The organism is Streptomyces sp. NBC_00557, from assembly GCF_036345995.1.
In the GTDB taxonomy this organism is placed as follows: domain Bacteria; phylum Actinomycetota; class Actinomycetes; order Streptomycetales; family Streptomycetaceae; genus Streptomyces.
Genome location: NZ_CP107796.1, coordinates 3061978 through 3077552, shown reverse-complemented (window position 1 = coordinate 3077552; position 15575 = coordinate 3061978). Strand labels below are relative to the sequence as shown.

General features: G+C 68.9%; 15 protein-coding genes and 1 pseudogene. 9 read left to right on the top strand and 7 right to left on the bottom strand.

What is annotated here, in order from left to right; genetic code table 11:
• The first annotated feature begins 66 nt into the window (after nucleotides 1–66).
• Nucleotides 67–1887, top strand: coding sequence for a phosphoenolpyruvate carboxykinase (GTP) (locus tag OG956_RS12865; protein ID WP_330338108.1), 1821 nt, complete (start codon nucleotides 67–69; stop codon nucleotides 1885–1887).
• Between the two features lie 177 nt (nucleotides 1888–2064).
• Nucleotides 2065–2241, top strand: coding sequence for a hypothetical protein (locus tag OG956_RS12860; RefSeq protein WP_330338107.1), 177 nt, complete (start codon nucleotides 2065–2067; stop codon nucleotides 2239–2241).
• 92 nt (nucleotides 2242–2333) lie between these two features.
• Here OG956_RS12860 and OG956_RS12855 read toward each other — a convergent pair whose 3' ends face one another.
• A complete protein-coding gene (locus tag OG956_RS12855; RefSeq protein ID WP_330338106.1) occupies nucleotides 2334–2777 on the bottom strand; it encodes an SCO4983 family protein in 444 nt (147 codons plus the stop codon).
• A 99-nt stretch (nucleotides 2778–2876) separates the two neighbouring features.
• Nucleotides 2877–4340, bottom strand: coding sequence for a DUF2079 domain-containing protein (locus OG956_RS12850; protein WP_330338105.1), 1464 nt, complete (start codon nucleotides 4338–4340; stop codon nucleotides 2877–2879).
• Nucleotides 4341–4595: 255 nt separating this feature from the next.
• On the opposite strand from OG956_RS12850, the gene rfbA reads away from it, so the two are divergent.
• Complete coding sequence (gene rfbA, locus OG956_RS12845; protein WP_330338104.1) at nucleotides 4596–5528, top strand: glucose-1-phosphate thymidylyltransferase RfbA; 933 nt, start codon at nucleotides 4596–4598, stop codon at nucleotides 5526–5528.
• Between the two features lie 29 nt (nucleotides 5529–5557).
• Entirely contained in the window at nucleotides 5558–6202 is a 645-nt protein-coding gene (rfbC, locus tag OG956_RS12840; protein ID WP_330338103.1) for a dTDP-4-dehydrorhamnose 3,5-epimerase, read from the top strand.
• 182 nt (nucleotides 6203–6384) lie between these two features.
• Here rfbC and OG956_RS12835 read toward each other — a convergent pair whose 3' ends face one another.
• Nucleotides 6385–6810 carry a hypothetical protein gene (locus OG956_RS12835; RefSeq protein WP_330338102.1) on the bottom strand — a complete coding sequence of 142 codons (426 nt, stop codon included), beginning with the start codon at nucleotides 6808–6810 and terminating at the stop codon, nucleotides 6385–6387.
• Here OG956_RS12835 and OG956_RS12830 point away from each other — a divergent pair.
• From OG956_RS12830 to OG956_RS40230, 3 genes and pseudogenes are all read left to right on the top strand, one after another.
• The gene (locus tag OG956_RS12830) at nucleotides 6805–7056 is read left to right on the top strand and encodes a hypothetical protein (protein ID WP_330338101.1); all 252 of its coding nucleotides are present in this window, start codon (nucleotides 6805–6807) and stop codon (nucleotides 7054–7056) included. The genes OG956_RS12835 and OG956_RS12830 overlap by 6 nt on opposite strands.
• 170 nt (nucleotides 7057–7226) lie before the next feature.
• Nucleotides 7227–7899, top strand: a pseudogene (locus tag OG956_RS12825) (dTDP-glucose 4,6-dehydratase); the annotation flags it as partial.
• 101 nt (nucleotides 7900–8000) lie between these two features.
• Complete coding sequence (locus tag OG956_RS40230) at nucleotides 8001–8330, top strand: sugar nucleotide-binding protein (RefSeq protein ID WP_443065554.1); 330 nt, start codon at nucleotides 8001–8003, stop codon at nucleotides 8328–8330.
• Between the two features lie 305 nt (nucleotides 8331–8635).
• Here the strand turns inward: OG956_RS40230 and OG956_RS12815 are convergent, their stop codons facing one another.
• Complete coding sequence (locus tag OG956_RS12815) at nucleotides 8636–9223, bottom strand: tetratricopeptide repeat protein (RefSeq protein ID WP_330338100.1); 588 nt, start codon at nucleotides 9221–9223, stop codon at nucleotides 8636–8638.
• A gap of 201 nt (nucleotides 9224–9424) precedes the next feature.
• Between OG956_RS12815 and OG956_RS12810 the strand changes: the two genes are divergently transcribed.
• Nucleotides 9425–10561 (top strand): glycosyltransferase, encoded by a 1137-nt coding sequence (locus OG956_RS12810; RefSeq protein WP_330338099.1) that lies wholly within the window; start codon nucleotides 9425–9427, stop codon nucleotides 10559–10561.
• An 82-nt stretch (nucleotides 10562–10643) separates the two neighbouring features.
• On the opposite strand, the gene OG956_RS12805 is transcribed toward OG956_RS12810, so the two are convergent.
• From OG956_RS12805 to OG956_RS12795, 3 genes are all read right to left on the bottom strand, one after another.
• The gene (locus OG956_RS12805; protein ID WP_330338098.1) at nucleotides 10644–11918 is read right to left on the bottom strand and encodes a glycosyltransferase; all 1275 of its coding nucleotides are present in this window, start codon (nucleotides 11916–11918) and stop codon (nucleotides 10644–10646) included.
• 52 nt (nucleotides 11919–11970) lie between these two features.
• Entirely contained in the window at nucleotides 11971–12546 is a 576-nt protein-coding gene (locus OG956_RS12800) for a tetratricopeptide repeat protein (RefSeq protein ID WP_330338097.1), read from the bottom strand.
• 497 nt (nucleotides 12547–13043) lie between these two features.
• Complete coding sequence (locus OG956_RS12795; protein WP_330338096.1) at nucleotides 13044–14255, bottom strand: pyridoxal phosphate-dependent aminotransferase; 1212 nt, start codon at nucleotides 14253–14255, stop codon at nucleotides 13044–13046.
• Between the two features lie 217 nt (nucleotides 14256–14472).
• Between OG956_RS12795 and OG956_RS12790 the strand changes: the two genes are divergently transcribed.
• On the top strand, nucleotides 14473–15468 hold the full coding sequence (locus OG956_RS12790) for a hypothetical protein (protein ID WP_330338095.1): 996 nt from the start codon (nucleotides 14473–14475) through the stop codon (nucleotides 15466–15468).
• Nucleotides 15469–15575 lie beyond the last annotated feature (107 nt).

Genomic DNA, 15575 nt, shown 5'->3' with positions numbered 1-15575 from the left:
GCAGCCCCCACGGGGCAAAGGACAAAATCCCTCACAAGGGCATAAATCCCTCACTTAGGAGCAACCGTGGCGCGCGACAACTCGGCTTCCACCGTTCCCACCAACCACCAGGAACTGATCTCCTGGGTCGACGAGATCGCCGAACTGACGCAGCCGGACAGGGTCGTCTGGTGCGACGGGTCGGAAGCGGAGTACGACCGACTCTGCGAAGAGCTCGTCGCCAAGGGCACCTTCAAGAAGCTCGACCCGATCAAGCGCCCCAACTCCTACTACGCGGCCTCCGACCCGACCGACGTCGCACGCGTCGAGGACCGGACCTTCATCTGCTCCGAGAAGGAGGAGGACGCCGGACCGACCAACAACTGGAAGGCCCCCGCCGAGATGCGGGAGATCTTCACCGGCGAGAAAGGCCTGTTCCGCGGCTCCATGCGGGGCCGCACCATGTACGTCGTCCCGTTCTGCATGGGCCCGCTCGGCTCCCCGCTCTCCGCGATCGGCGTGGAGATCACCGACTCCGCGTACGTCGCCGTCTCCATGCGCACCATGACGCGCATGGGTCAGGCCGTCCTCGACGAACTCGGCGACAGCGGCTTCTTCGTCAAGGCCGTCCACTCCCTCGGCGCCCCGCTGGAGGAGGGCCAGGAGGACGTTCCGTGGCCGTGCAACTCCACCAAGTACATCTCGCACTTCCCCGAGGACCGCGAGATCTGGTCGTACGGCTCCGGCTACGGCGGCAACGCCCTGCTCGGCAAGAAGTGCTACGCGCTGCGTATCGCCTCGGTCATGGCGCGTGACGAGGGCTGGCTCGCCGAGCACATGCTGATCCTCAAGCTCACCCCGCCGCAGGGCGAGTCCAAGTACGTCGCCGCCGCCTTCCCGAGCGCCTGCGGCAAGACCAACCTCGCCATGCTGGAGCCCACGATCTCCGGCTGGACCGTGGAGACCATCGGCGACGACATCGCCTGGATGCGCTTCGGCGAGGACGGCCGCCTGTACGCGATCAACCCCGAGGCCGGCTTCTTCGGCGTCGCGCCCGGCACCGGCGAGCACACCAACGCCAACGCGATGAAGACCCTCTGGGGCAACGCGGTCTTCACCAACGTCGCGCTCACCGACGACGGCGACGTGTGGTGGGAGGGCATGACCGAGGAGCCCCCGGCCCACCTCACGGACTGGAAGGGCAACGACTGGACGCCCGCCTCCGGGACCCCGGCCGCCCACCCCAACGCCCGCTTCACCGTGCCGGCCTCGCAGTGCCCGATCATCGCGCCCGAGTGGGAGGACCCCAAGGGCGTGCCGATCTCCGCGATCCTCTTCGGCGGCCGCCGCGCCAGCGCCGTACCGCTCGTGACCGAGTCCTTCGACTGGAACCACGGCGTCTTCCTCGGCGCCAACGTGGCCTCCGAGAAGACCGCCGCCGCCGAGGGCAAGGTCGGCGAGCTGCGCCGCGACCCGTTCGCCATGCTGCCGTTCTGCGGCTACAACATGGGCGACTACATGGCCCACTGGGTCGACGTGGCCAAGGACAAGGACCAGTCCAAGCTGCCGAAGATCTACTACGTCAACTGGTTCCGCAAGAACGACGAGGGCACGTTCGTCTGGCCCGGCTTCGGCGAGAACTCCCGCGTGCTGAAGTGGATCGTGGAGCGCCTGGAGGGCAAGGCCGAGGGCGTCGAGACCCCGATCGGCGTGCTGCCGGCCAAGGGTGCGCTGGACACCGACGGCCTCGAACTGTCCGACTCCGACCTGGACTTCCTGCTCACCGTCGACAAGGAGGTCTGGCGCGAGGAGGCCGCCCTGATCCCCGAGCACCTCAACACCTTCGGCGACCACACCCCGAAGGAGCTGTGGGACCAGTACCACGCGCTGGTGGAGCGCCTGGGCTGAAAAGCCCGTCGAAAAGACTCCACGGCCGGTCCGGATGCCCTGACCAGCGATCGTCACGACCGGCCGTGGTGACAACACCGAGGGCCCCGCACGAGGGAAAGTGCGGGGCCCTCGTGCCGTGCTTCGGCTTCCGGCTCCTCGGGTACCCGGCTCTGACCAGGGAAGGAGGGATGGGGGATGGCAGGCGGCGATGACTTCTACTCGCAGGATCGTCCGGAGAATCCGCAGCTGGCGGAGGACCGCCCGCGCGGCGGCGGCCCCGAGAGCCGGCCGAGGACCGGTCACCGGCACACATGGGTGTGGTGGCTGGTCCTGGCGGCGGTGATCCTGATCCTTTTCTTCATCTTCATCTGAGGAGGGAAGAAGGGGTCAGGAGGACTGTGGCGCCCGGTCCGCGCGCCGCTGTGGGTGCACGCGGACCGGGGCCGATCTGGGCCCCTGCGGGGTCAGGCGGTGGCGCTCAGCTCCTTCGCCCCCGCCGATGCGTCGTGCTCCGGCTCGGCCAGTGCGCCGGCGTGCGCGTCCATCCGCTCGGCCGCGAGGATCGCCGCCGCCGTGTCCGCACGCGAGGCGGCGACCACGAGCGCACGGCCGGCGAGGGCGTGCGCGCGCTGGTGCAGCGCCACGGGGTCACCGGCGGCGGACGGCGCCGCCCGCAGCGGGCCGTGCCCGCCGCGGAGCCGGCCCACCTGTTCGGCGAGCCGCTCGGCAGCGGTGTCCAGCTCGTGCGACGGCGTCAGCCCGCGCAGCTCGTCGGTCACGGTGAGCAGCGCGGCGAGGTGCCCGGCGAGCTGGATGTCCAGCTCCTCCTCGCGCGACCGGTGGGGGAATTCGGAGGCGGAGCCGGCCCTCGTGCTGTGGACCGACTTGGTGCGGATCGGTTCGTACATGCGGGATGGCCTCCTGTGCTCTGACAGGAAGCCATCCTAGCTTGGATTTCGTCTAAAGTTGAGTCGGGCCAGGGAAAGGAATCTCCGGGACCCTTTCCGCTACGGCCGGCCCGAGCCCCTCGGCGCCGTCCGGCGGTGCAGCAGCATGTAGCCGTCCTGCAGGGACACCAGCTCGTATCCGTGGGCGAGGTCGGCTGCCAGGTGCTGCTGCTCCTCCTCGACGCTGAGCGGCTGGCCCGGCCACGCTCGCTGTTCGGGCGGCACCTCGGTGTCCACCATGACCCACTGGGGATCGGGACGGCTGCCAGGGGCGCCGTAGAGACCGACGCTCGTGCGGTCGGCGAGCTGGGGTACCAGATGGTCGGAGGCCTGGACCGTGACGCCGTCGGGGATCATGGCGATCAGGCGACGGGCGACGGTGACGCGAGAGTCGGTGCGCCAGGTCTCGGGCTGGGCGATCTCGAAGAGGGGGAAGCTCGGAAGGATCATGAGGGTGATCGCGGCGGAGGCCGCGAGGTAGCGGCGCAGGCCGCGCCCGCTCGTCCCGCGTCGCACCAGGGCGTCGACGAAGGCTGCGAAGACGATCGGCATCAGGACGAGCGAGTAGTGGAAGCTGGTCCCCCAGTGCAGGCCGTTGTTCGACGCGAAGCGCCACACCAGCGTGGGCAGGGCGATCCACAGCAGGGGCGATCGCAGCGCCAGGAACAGGGTGGGAGCCAGCATGAGGACGAACGTCGTCACCTTGGGCAGGGGGGTGAACAGGCCGATGGTGCCCTGGTAGAGCACATGCGGCAGACCGCCCGAACTGCCCTCGGCCACCCCCTGGCCGCCCGCGTCGGAACCCTGCAGCAGGGACCAATAGGCGAAGGACCCGCCGGGGTTGAAGGCCGGCAGGATCACGAACAGGGCCAGCGCGGTCCCGGCAACGCCGGCCACGGCTGTGAGCGTTCCGAGCCTGCGGTTGCCTCGCCGGGCGATGACGAGGCCGATGACGAGAACCGTGAGCCCGAGGTCCTCCTTCACCAGCAGCAGGGGCAGGGCCCAGCATGCCGCGGCGGTCAGCCGGCCGTTCCCGAGGGCGGTCAGCGAGAGCGCCAGGAGCGGAGCGGCGAACGCCACTTCGTGGAAGTCGTAGCCGACCGCACTCGCAATTCCCCAGGAGAGCCCGTAGCAGGCACCGATCACCGCGCCGGCCACGGAACCCAGGGCCCGTCGCGCCCAGAGAGTCAGCGGGACGACGCTCACGGCGAGAAGTGCGGCCTGGACGGCGAGGAGTGTCTCGGCGTGTCGCCAGACCAGGTAGAAGGGTGCCACGAGCGCCAGGATCGGGGAGAAGTGATCCCCCAGGACGGGAAAGTCCTGGCCCTTCACCTCGGAGACCGGCAGATGTCCTTCCGCGTACGAGCGCACGACCTGTTGGAAGATCCCCAGGTCGTAGCTGCTCGTGAGCATCTGCTGGTGGAGCCGCAGCGACACCGCCGCGTACATCACGAACAGCGCTCCCGCCAAGGCCCAGACCCACCATGTGCCGTCGAAGCGGCCTTTGCGCGGTGGTCCGGCCACCCCCGTTTTCTCGTAAGCCTGTTGTTGCGCCGGAACCGTCGCGCCGTTGGCGAGTGGTGTTTGCATCGGGACCCCTCGGGAAACTGAGACTGGCGGCCATCAAGATGCCAGCCCTGTGCGGCATTTGGACTCGACCGAACTCCCGTGTGCCAAGAATCCACCGAATGGCCGACCGTCGGTCGTCGCTTTTCGACGTCTACGCCGTCCATCGCGTGTAGAGGTGGCGCCGATAGGCAATCCACCTATGGTGCTGCCATGCGCGGAATTCTCCTGGCCGGGGGTACCGGCTCGCGACTGTGGCCACTGACCCGCTCGGTATCGAAGCAACTGCTGCCGGTTTTCGACAAACCGATGATCTATTACCCGCTTTGCACACTGGTGATGGCCGGTGTGCGTGAGATCCTTGTCCTCACCACGCCCGAAGACCAGTACCAGTTCCGCCGCTTGCTCGGCGACGGTCGTCAATTCGGCCTGCGGCTGGAGTACATGGCACAGGAGCGTCCGGAGGGTATTGCCCAGGCCTTCCTTCTGGGAGCCGACTTCATCGGCGACGAATCGGTGGCCCTCATCCTGGGCGACAACATCTTCTACGGGAGTGGCCTGGGTACCCGGCTTGCCCGCCACGACGACGAATTCAAGGGCGGGAGGGTGTTCGCCTACCAGGTCGCCAACCCCTCGGCCTACGGCGTGGTGGAGTTCGACGAGGCGGGCCGGGCGCTGTCCATCGAAGAGAAACCGGCCCGGCCGAAGTCCCGCTACGCCGTGCCCGGCCTTTACTTCTACGACCATCACGTCGTGGAGATCGCCCGTGGTCTGCGACCCAGCGCCCGGGGCGAGTTGGAGATCTCCGACGTCAACCGTGTCTATCTGGAAGCCGGGACGCTGCAGGTCACCCGGCTGGACCGGGGCACCGCATGGCTGGACACCGGGACCTTCGCTTCCATGATGCAGGCGTCGGAGTTCGTCCGGGTGATCGAGGAGCGCCAGGGCCTCAAGGTGGGGTGCGTGGAGGAAGCGGTGTGGCGTGCCGGCCTGATCGATGACGACCGGCTCCGGGAACTGGCCCAGCCTCTGCTCAAGAGCGGGTACGGCCACTATCTGCTGGGGCTGCTGGAGGACTACCGGCATGTCGTCCTGCCCCAGAGAAGCAGCGGATCGCACTACCGGGAACCGCTCGGCCGACCCTGAGCCGGTTGCGAGCTGAAAGGAGCATTCACATGCAGCCACTTGGCATCGAAGGGGCCTGGGTGGACACGCCCGAGGTGTTCACGGACACCAGGGGCAGATTCCATGAGTGGTTCAAGGGGGAACGGTTTCTTGATTCCACCGGCCAGGGGTTCCGACTCGCGCAGGCCAACTGCTCGCGGTCCGTTCTCGGCACTCTCCGCGGCATCCACTACGCATCGGTCCCACCGGGCCAGGCCAAGTTCGTCACCTGTGTCAGCGGCGCCGTCCTCGACGTGGTGGTCGACATCCGCACCGGTTCTCCGAGCTTCGGAAAATGGGAAGCGGTCAGGCTCGACGACACGACGCACCGCTGCGTCTATATCTCGGAAGGCCTGGGCCATGGCTTCATGGCTCTGGAGGATAATTCAACCGTCATCTACCTCTGTTCAGAGGGATACGCGCCGCACCGGGAATACGGGATCAACCCGCTCGACCCCGATTTGGCCATCGCCTGGCCCGAGGAACTGGCCCCGCGCCTTTCCGGCAAGGACGCCGCCGCGCCAACGCTGGAGGAAGCGGGGCGCCTGGGCCTCCTGCCGTCCTTCGAGGACTGCATCGCGTATCGCAGCGGGCTCGTCAAAGGAATCCGCGAGGAAGACACGGTGGAAGCAGGTTCATTGAGGCCGCACGGGTGATCTCGGCGCAAGTCGCGGTGTGACGCTGACCATTCAGTTGCCGCGAGTACTAAGAATGGATTTGTCCGTAGCCAGAGGCGACGCGACGCGCATGCGAAAAGCGCACTGGTGCGCCCGCTTGCGGTCTGACTCCCTCCCAGTTACTGAGGAAGGTTCTCTTGAACCGTAGAACGATCCGAAGTTCACGCCTGAGGTCCACCACGCTGGTGTCCGCAGGCGTTCTCGCGGTGGCGCTCAACGTTGGGCAGAGCTCGGTGGCCATCGCGGACGCGATCCACCGGTCGGGTTCTGTGTCCCAGGCGACCAGCAGTACGCACGAAGAAACGGCCGGCGGCTGGGGCGGCCGTGACGGCCATGACGGCAAGCCCGGCAAGCGGGGTCCGCAGGGTCCGCAGGGTCCGCGTGGCCCGCGTGGTCCCCGGGGCTTCCAGGGTCCGCAGGGTCCGCAGGGTCCGCAGGGCGCGCAGGGCGCGCAGGGTGCTCAGGGCGCGGGCGTCCAGGGCCCGCAGGGTGCTCAGGGCGCGCAGGGTGCTCAGGGCGCCCAGGGCGCTCAGGGCGCGCAGGGTGCTCAGGGCGCGCAGGGTGCTCAGGGCGCAAGCGGCGTGCACACGTACTACAAGAGCGCCACTGTCGACGAGAACGTCCACCACGTGGAAGTCTTCTGTGACACCGGCGATGTGGCCACCGGCGGCGGATACGAAGCCACTGGCGCCAACATCTCGATCAACAGGCCCCTCCCTGTCGGTCCTAACGGAACCATTCCCAGCGGATGGCAGGCCGGCACCCCGGCTACCGTGGCCGCGCCTCCTGGCACCGCCACCATCACCGCGTTCGTGGTCTGCAACGCCCATTGATCCCACGGCGAGCGGCGGTACCGTGCGGGTCGACCGCTCCCCATGGGAACCAGTGACGGTGCCCCGAGGCTTCGGCCTCGCGGGCACCGTCCGCTTTGTGCCCGCGCCCGCGGCCCGGCGTCCGGGGCTCCGATGCCGGACGCCGGGCAGCACGAAAGACTCGGACATCCATGCGCATCCTTGTGACCGGCGGTGCTGGATTCATCGGTTCGGAATTTGTCCGCCAGAAACTGGATTCGGATCCGACAGCGCGTATCACCGTCCTCGACAAACTTACCTATTCGGGGGTCGTGGCCAACCTGGCACCGGTGGCGGAACACCCCGGCCACACCTTCATCCGGGGCGACATCTGTGACCCGGACGTGGTCGACCAGGTGACGGCAGGCCAGGACGCGGTGGTCCATTTCGCAGCCGAGTCGCACGTGGACCGGTCGATCGACGGGGCAGGCCCGTTCGTCCGCACCAATGTGATGGGCACTCAGGTGCTCTTGGACGCGGCCCGCCGGCACGGTGTCGGCCGCTTCGTCCACGCCTCCACCGACGAGGTGTACGGCTCGATCAGCGAGGGCTCATGGACCGAGGGGTGGCCTCTGGCGCCCAACTCCCCGTACCCCGCCTCGAAAGCCGGCTCCGACCTGCTCGCGCTCGCCTACCACCGCACTCACGGACTGGATGTCGTGATCACCCGGTGCTCCAACAACTACGGGCCGTACCCGCTGTTCATCACCAACCTCATCGACGGGAAGCCGGGTCCCCCTCTACGGAAACGGCCGCAACATCCGCGACTGGGTGCACGTCTCCGACCACTGCCGGGGCATCGACCTGGTCCTGCACGGCGGCAAGGAGAAGGCCGAGCCGCGATGACCACGAGCCGGCCGGTGACCGGTGCGCGCGGGCTGCTCGGCCAGGACGTGCCGGCATAACCGGCCGATCCCGACCCCGGGGTGACGGCACTGGGCAGGGACAGGCTCGACATCGCCGACCCGACAGCCGTCGGCGCCGCAGTCAGCGTGCGCCGGGCGGTCGTCGACTGTGCCGCCTGGACGGACGTCGACGGCGCCGAGGGAATCGAGGCGGCGGCCACAGCCACGAACGGCACGGACGTCCGTTCGACACCCTCCAGCGTCGCGTCCCGTGAGACGCGTCGACGGGTACCGTCAACGCATACGGGGCCCCACGGGCGAGGGAGCGGGCGGTCGTCGAACTACTCCCGCGCACCGGCTACCTCGTGCACACCGCCTGGCACTACGGCGCGCACGGTCCGGACTTCGTGACCACCGTGCTCGAACGTGCCGCTCGCGCGAGACCTTGGACGTGGTGGCCGACCAGCACGGTCAGCCGACCTGGTCCCGGGCGCTCGCCGGCAGCCGGCCGCCCTCGGCCGCGCCGCGCTGACCGGACGGGCGCCGGCCGGCATCTGCCACGGCACGGCGGCAGGCCGGCCGTTCGCCCGGCCTTCGGTGTCCCTCGGTCGGGGCGAAGGCGCCCGAGTCCACCGCGGCGGCACCATTACCCGGCGCCCATGGCAGGCGCCCGGCGGAACCTCTGGTCCGCCGGGCGCCTGCCGGGCGCCGGTCACTCATCGGCTCACGGCGTCCCGGAACTCTTCCGGCACCTGCGAGAGCGACTTGCGATCGGCGGCGACCGCCCGACGGAACGCGGCCTCGGCCTCGCTCTTGCGGTGATTCACCGCAAGGAGCTGACCCAGTTGCAGATGGATGTTCGCTGCCTTGGGATCGATGGCGGCGGCGCGCTTGAGGAGTTCGATGGCCCGGTCGGGATCACTCGTTCTCAGCATGAACGCCTCGCTGTAGAGGGCGGACATGAAGTGGGGATCGGATTCGAGCGCCTTGTCGAACTCTGCCCGGGCATCCGTCGTCCTCCCGGACTGCTGATCGATGAGCCCGAGACCGTACCAGGCGCGTTTGTTGCTGGGATCCAGTTCCAGAACGCGCCGGAAGTCCTGGGCGGCCCCAGTGGAATCCTGCTTGATCTGGCGCTGAAGGCCCGACCTCAGCAGCGCGTCCACGGACATCGCGTTCCGGGTCCCTGAAGCGGCCTTGGATTCAGACGGCTCGGCCGACGGGGAATGGATCGCCCAGACGGTCACCCCGGTGGCAACCGTCGCCGTCGCGGCAAGCCCTGCCCACAATTTCGTACGTTTCACTTGGTCACTTTTCGTGGAAGATGGCGGACGGATGGAGTTGGCCTGTCTCAGGTCGTCGGCACCGACGTTACGAGGCGCCACCGACCGTGCTGCCGTAGGCAGGCGCCGGCAGCGTTCAGACCACTCGAATGCACGAGTCCTCAAAATGGCTCGCGGCCCGGCCTCTTTGCATGGGTCTCATCGGCTGGATTGGATGGGGCCGTGAAGTCAACGGTCTGTCTCAACATGATCGTCAAGGACGAGGCCCCGGTGATCCGGCGTTGTCTCGAATCCGTACGGCCCCTGATCGACACCTGGGTCATCGTGGACACCGGCTCGACGGACGGCACGCAGGACATCGTCCGCGACGTCTACCGCGACGTGCCCGGCGAACTGTACGAACGGTCCTGGAAGGGTTTCGACGGCAGCCGTACCGAGGCGATCGAACTCGCTCGTGCCGATGCGGACTACCTGCTCTTCATGGACGCCGACGACGTCATGGAGGTGGCTCCCGGCTCTCGCATGCCCGAGCTGACGCTCGACGCCTACCGGCTCAACGTCAGAAGCGGGCGCTACACGTACCGGCGCCGGGCCCTGGTCTCGACCCGGCTGCCGTGGCGGTACGTCGGTGTTGTGCACGAGTATCTCGAGTGTGGTGCGCAGTACAGCCTCGGGAACCTGGAGGGTGCCACCATCGTCGTCGTGGGCGGCGGGGGACGCAGCAGGGCGAAGAGCCCGCGGGAGAAGTACCTGGAAGATGCCGAGGCTCTCCAGCAGGGCCTGGTCAAGGAGCCGGACAACAGTCGCTATGTGTTCTACCTGGCCCAGAGTTGGCGCAGCGCCGGTGAGTTCAAGAAGGCGATCGAGGCATACGATCGCCGGGCGGGTATGGGCGGCTGGGCCGAGGAGGTCTTCTGGTCCCGCCTCTACGGCGCACAGCTGGCCGAGAAGCTGGAGCGGCCGCCGGCCGAGGTGATGGACCGCTACCTCGGTGCGCACGAGAGCCGTCCCACCCGCGCCGAGGCACTCGGTGAACTGGCGCGCTGGTGCCGCCTCAACGGGCAGCGGTGGCCGCTCGCCCACCTGTTCGCACGGCAGGCGGCACGCCTTCCCTATCCGGAGAACGACCAGTTGTTCGTCGAGTCCGACTGGTACGACTGGCGCGCACTCGACGAACTCGGGGTGTCCGCCTACTGGGTGGGGGAGTACGAGGAAGCGGAGGACTGCTGCGAACGCCTGCTGGCGGGGAACAAGTTGCCCGCCGAACATCGTGACCGCGTGCTCCAGAACCTGGAGTTCTCACGACGCCACCTGCGCTCGGGGCAACTCGTCGCTGCCAGGCAACGCGTCGGCGTCTGAAGCGGTGTGAGTCCGGCCCGCAGACGTCGAAGGCGCCCGGTGGAACCTCACGGTCCACCGGGCGCCCACTGTTTCGGACGGCCTAGACGAGCAGCTTTCCGCCGCACCGCGCGGCGCCGTCCTTCATCGCGATGAGGTTGGCGACCACGTACGAGATGTTGTTCTGGGCGTGCCACTCGCTCGGGAAGTAGGTGACCAGCCGCGACGACTGGAACCGGGCCTCCAGGTCCGGCACGAGGGCGCGGTACTGGTCGTCCGTGTAGTACCAGAACGAGTTCTCGTTGTAGTAGGCGACGTGTGTCGGGTCCTGGTGGGCCCCGCGGCCGTCGGAGCTGGGCGTCATGGTGAGGAGCATGCCGCCGGGCGCCAGCAGCCGGTACAGCTCGTTGATCAGCGGCACCTTCGCAGGCACGTACTCGAGGAAGTCCACCGCCCGAATCAGGCCTACGGAGTCGTCGGGCAGGTCCAGCCTCCCGGGCAGGGCCGCAACGATGTCGACACCGTGTCCGGGGCGCTGGTCCACGCCGACGTAGCCCGGTGGCTTCCGCTGGGCCGCGCCGAGGTCCAGCGGGATCAGTCCGCGCCGGTAGGTCCAGGCGAGGGCGTTGGCCTCGATGTACTTGTCGTACAGGGCGATCGTCTCGCGCTGGATGTGCGCGTTGATATCCGGGTCGCTCTGGGTGTTCCCGGGGTGGACCCGCTGGAGGTAGAGGCAGCGGTTGATGTGGTGGAAGTCGCCGAGGTGGAAGAGGCGGCACATCAGGTCCTGGTCGTCCAGAACCGTGCGCTCGGCGTCGTACCCGCCGGCCTTCTCGTACATCTCCTTGCGGAACGCCCGCACGTGGTTGGGCGCGTACCAGATGTAGGCGACGTTGTGCGGCGTCGGCGCGAGGGAGACCACCTGCAGCAGCTTGCGGCCGTCGACGTTCACCTCCTCGTACTGCCAGCCGAACGTCTCGTCGAAACGGCTGTCGTCCCGTCCCCCGTCCTCGGTGATCTGCGCGGTGTTGCTGTAGACGAAGACAGCGTCGGGATTCTCGTCGAACGCCTTGCCGAGCTCCGCCAGGCACGACTTCGCCAACAGGTCGTCGTGGTCGAGTTCCACGAGGATCTCGCCGCGCGCCAGTTCACAGGCCCTGCGCTTCGCAGCCCCCACGCCCTCCACGCCGTCCGCGATCTCGACGTGTACGCGGTCGTCGGGCCGCTCCGGCCGCCATCGGGCGCCGTTGTTGAGCAGGACGATCCACTCCCAGTCCGAACAGGTCTGCGCCTGCAGGGTTGCCAGGCACTCATCGAGGAAACGGGGCCGGTGGCTGGGGGTGAAGACGGAGAACCTCGGTGTCTCGGTCGACGTCATCTGTTGCTCCCTGCTTGGCTCGATGTCGGTGAGAGGGGTGTGGAGTCGGGAGTCACCGGAATTCCGCCGGCACTTGAGAACGCAGTGAGGGATCTTCCGCGATCGCACGACGGAACTCGGCCGCGGCGTCCTTGGGGCGCTTCTGCCGCGCCCGGATTCGTCCGAGGTGCAGATGTGCCGCACCCGCCTTGCGGTTACCGGCAATGACACGCTTCAGGAGTTCACCGGCCCGGTCGGGATCGCTCGACTCCAACAAAAGCGCCTCGTTGAAGAGAGCCGACGCGAACGCCGGGTCGGTCTTCAGAGCCTGGTCGTAGTCGGCACGGGCATCGGCCGCCCTGCCGGCCGTCTGCGCCATGACCCCCAGGTTGTACCAGGCGTACTTGTTCTGCGGGTCCAGCTCCAGAACACGTCGGTAGGTACGGTCGGCCCCATCGGCGTCGTGATGCTCCTGCTGCGCAATCCCGGCCTGCAACAGGAGATCGGCATCCTGCAGGTTCCGGCTCGCTGATGAAGGGGCCTTGGAATCCGGGGGCGCTGCCGAGTACGACGCAATGGCCCAGGATGTTACGCCGGTGGCCACCGCGGCCAGAGGAAGGAGCCCCACCAACAATTTCCTACGTTTCATCTTGTCACATCTCGTGGAATTGTGAGAGACGATGGGGTGTCGAAGTCCAAACCCCGTCATTTCCGCCGACGTTACGAGGCAGTGGTGGTGCGGCCGCCGTTTTACGGCTGCTTGGGGTGAGCAGTCCACCCGAATGTACGCGTCGCACGCACGAAGAACGGCGCCCGGTCCGCGCCTCGCTGCTCTTGTACGGGGACCGGGGATGCCGGGAAGGGCTCAGTGGACCACGACGAGGGCGCGACCGGCGGTGGCGTGGGTCCGCTCGCTCGGGGCGCCGGCCGGGGCTCGAGCGGTGCCGTGGCGTGGGCCGGCGTTGGCGGACAGGGCCGCGAGGTGACCGACGAGCGGGTGTCCAGCTCCTGCTCGCGCGAACGGCGGGCGCAGTCCGCTGCGGCGCCGGCCATCCGGCCTCCTGTGCGCCGGGAGCAAGCCGCGCCGGCTCGGATCCTGCCCGAGCCGAGTCGGATCACCGAAACGGGTCTCCGGCGCCCGGTCCGCTACGGCTGGCTGTAGCCGTCCAGGAAGTTGCCGATCCTGGTGATCGCGTCGCGCAGGTCGCCGACCGTCGGCAGGGTCACCACCCGGAAGTGGTCCGGTTCGGGCCAGTTGAAGCCCGTTCCCTGGACGACCATGATCTTCTCCCGGCGCAGCAGGTCCAGGACCATCTGCCGGTCGTCCTTGATCTTGAAGACCTGCGGGTCGAGGCGCGGGAAGAGGTACAGCGCGCCCTTGGGGCGGACGCAGCTCACGCCCGGGATCTGCGTCAGCAGCTCGTACGCGGTGTCCAGCTGCTCCTTCAGCCGTCCGCCCGGCAGCACCAGGTCCTTGATCGACTGGCGTCCGCTGAGCGCGGCGACCACCCCGTGCTGCCCCGGCATGTTGGCGCACAGGCGCATGTTCGCCAGGATCGTCAGGCCCTCGATGTAGGAGTCGGCGTGCGCGCGCGGGCCGGAGATCGACATCCAGCCGACCCGGTACCCGGCCACCCGGTACGCCTTCGACATGCCGTTGAAGGTGAGGGTGAGCAGATCGGGGGCGATCTTCGCGGTCGGAGTGTGCGTGGCGCCGTCGTAGAGGATCTTGTCGTAGATCTCGTCCGAGCAGACCAGCAGGTTGTGCCGGCGGGCGATGTCGGTGAGGCCCTTGAGCACCGCCTCGTCGTACACCGCGCCCGTGGGGTTGTTCGGGTTGATGATGACGATGGCCTTGGTGCGGTCGGTGACCTTGCGCTCCACGTCGGCCAGGTCCGGCATCCAGTCCGACTGCTCGTCGCAGCGGTAGTGCACGGCCGTACCGCCGGAGAGGGACACGGCGGCCGTCCACAGCGGGTAGTCCGGGGCCGGTACGAGGACCTCGTCGCCGTCGTCCAGCAGGCCCTGCATCGCCATCACGATCAGCTCGGAGACGCCGTTGCCGATGAAGACGTGCTCGACGTCCGTCTCGATGCCGAGGGTCTGGTTGTGCATGACGACCGCGCGGCGGGCGGCCAGCAGGCCCTTGGCGTCGCCGTAACCGTGCGCGGACGACACGTTCCGGAGGATGTCCTCCAGGATCTCCGGGGGGCACTCGAAGCCGAAGGCGGCCGGGTTGCCGGTGTTGAGCTTGAGGATGCGGTGACCCGCCGCCTCAAGCCGCATGGCCTCCTCGAGAACCGGGCCCCGGATCTCGTAACAGACGTTGGCGAGCTTGGTCGACTGGATCACCTGCATGCCGCGAGCTTACGGCCCGGTAACGGCTCATGGCTCGTGTTTTCCGACACGTGAGACACGGCGAATTGCCCGGATATCGCCGACGGCTGTCTCAGGAGCCACTTGCGTCCCTAAAATGCGGTGCCGCTCCGTCGCGCCGGCCTCGGCCGTACGGCGGGGTCGCCCGGGGGGCGGGCCTGGTGGCGGCGTGTGCACAGCGAGGCGGAGTGGGGCGGGGATGCACGAGGAGACGGGCATGGACGGCGGACACGCACCGGGCGACGCGCCCCGCACTCCGCCGAACGGGTACACCGCGAACACACCGGCGCCGGTTCCGCCGAATGCGTACGACGCCGAGTCGACGCGGGTGATGCCGGGGGCGGCGGGGCACGGCTCGCCGGTCCCGGTTCCGTCGAGCGGGTACGACGCCGGGCCCACCCAGGTCCTGCCGGGCGCGGGGCACGGTTCGCCGGCCTCGGTTCACACCGCCCAGGTCCCGGTTCCGTCGGACGGTCACACCGGCGAGCCGTCGGTCCCGGCGCCGGCGAGCGGGTACGACGCCGAGCCCACCCAGGTCCTGCCCGGCGCGGGGCACGCTTCGGCGGTCTCCGGTGCGCCGAACGTGTACCTCCCTCAGGCCCCCGCCGCTCCGACGTACGACGAGTACGCCGACCCCGCCGCCGCCCACGGCTGGAGCAGCGCCTACGAGAAGACCAGCGAGCTGCCCCGGCTGACCGAGCCGGTTCCGCCGGGCGAGGGGCGGGCCGCGCGGCGGCGTGCCGAGCGGGGCACGGGCGGCCGGCGCCGGGTGGCGGCCGTGGCCGGGGCGCTGGGCGTGGCCGGCGCGGTCACGGTGATCGCCGTCATGGCGGGCGGCTCGGATTCCCCCGCGCCGGACGGCTCCGGCCCGGCCCGCGGCGGACGCGTGACCGTCGGCGACTCCCGTACCCCGAGCGGCAGCACGGACGCCGGTTCCCCGGCCGCCGCCGCCCCGACCTCGGCGGTCGGCGTGTCCGTGGGCCGGTCGTCTTCGTCGTCCGCGTCGGCCACGTCGTCCCCGTCATCCACGTCTTCGTCCGCCCGCGGGGCCCAGTCGCCGACGGCCGGCGGCCCGACCGCCACGACCTCCGCCCCGGCTCCGGCGACGTCCAGCGCGCCCGCGCCCACCCCGACGGCCTCCTTGACCGCTTTCCCCGGCCGGGGTCACGGCCGCGGTGGCAAGCACGGTCAGTGACGACGAGCGGGGTGGTGACCCGTTCAGGCCGATCCCTTCGCCTCCCTTCCTTTCCCCCGCCCTCCTCGCCCCGCCCTCAAAGCTCCCTCCACGCCCACCAGTTGCCC

Coding starts and splice junctions, on each gene's coding strand:
- OG956_RS12860 (WP_330338107.1), top strand. CDS start 2,065: ATGGCAGGCGGCGATGACTTCTACTCGCAGGATCGTCCGGAGAATCCG.
- OG956_RS12855 (WP_330338106.1), bottom strand. CDS start 2,777: ATGTACGAACCGATCCGCACCAAGTCGGTCCACAGCACGAGGGCCGGC.
- rfbA (WP_330338104.1), top strand. CDS start 4,596: ATGCGCGGAATTCTCCTGGCCGGGGGTACCGGCTCGCGACTGTGGCCA.
- rfbC (WP_330338103.1), top strand. CDS start 5,558: ATGCAGCCACTTGGCATCGAAGGGGCCTGGGTGGACACGCCCGAGGTG.
- OG956_RS12805 (WP_330338098.1), bottom strand. CDS start 11,918: ATGACGTCGACCGAGACACCGAGGTTCTCCGTCTTCACCCCCAGCCAC.
- OG956_RS12800 (WP_330338097.1), bottom strand. CDS start 12,546: ATGAAACGTAGGAAATTGTTGGTGGGGCTCCTTCCTCTGGCCGCGGTG.
- OG956_RS12795 (WP_330338096.1), bottom strand. CDS start 14,255: ATGCAGGTGATCCAGTCGACCAAGCTCGCCAACGTCTGTTACGAGATC.
- OG956_RS12790 (WP_330338095.1), top strand. CDS start 14,473: ATGCACGAGGAGACGGGCATGGACGGCGGACACGCACCGGGCGACGCG.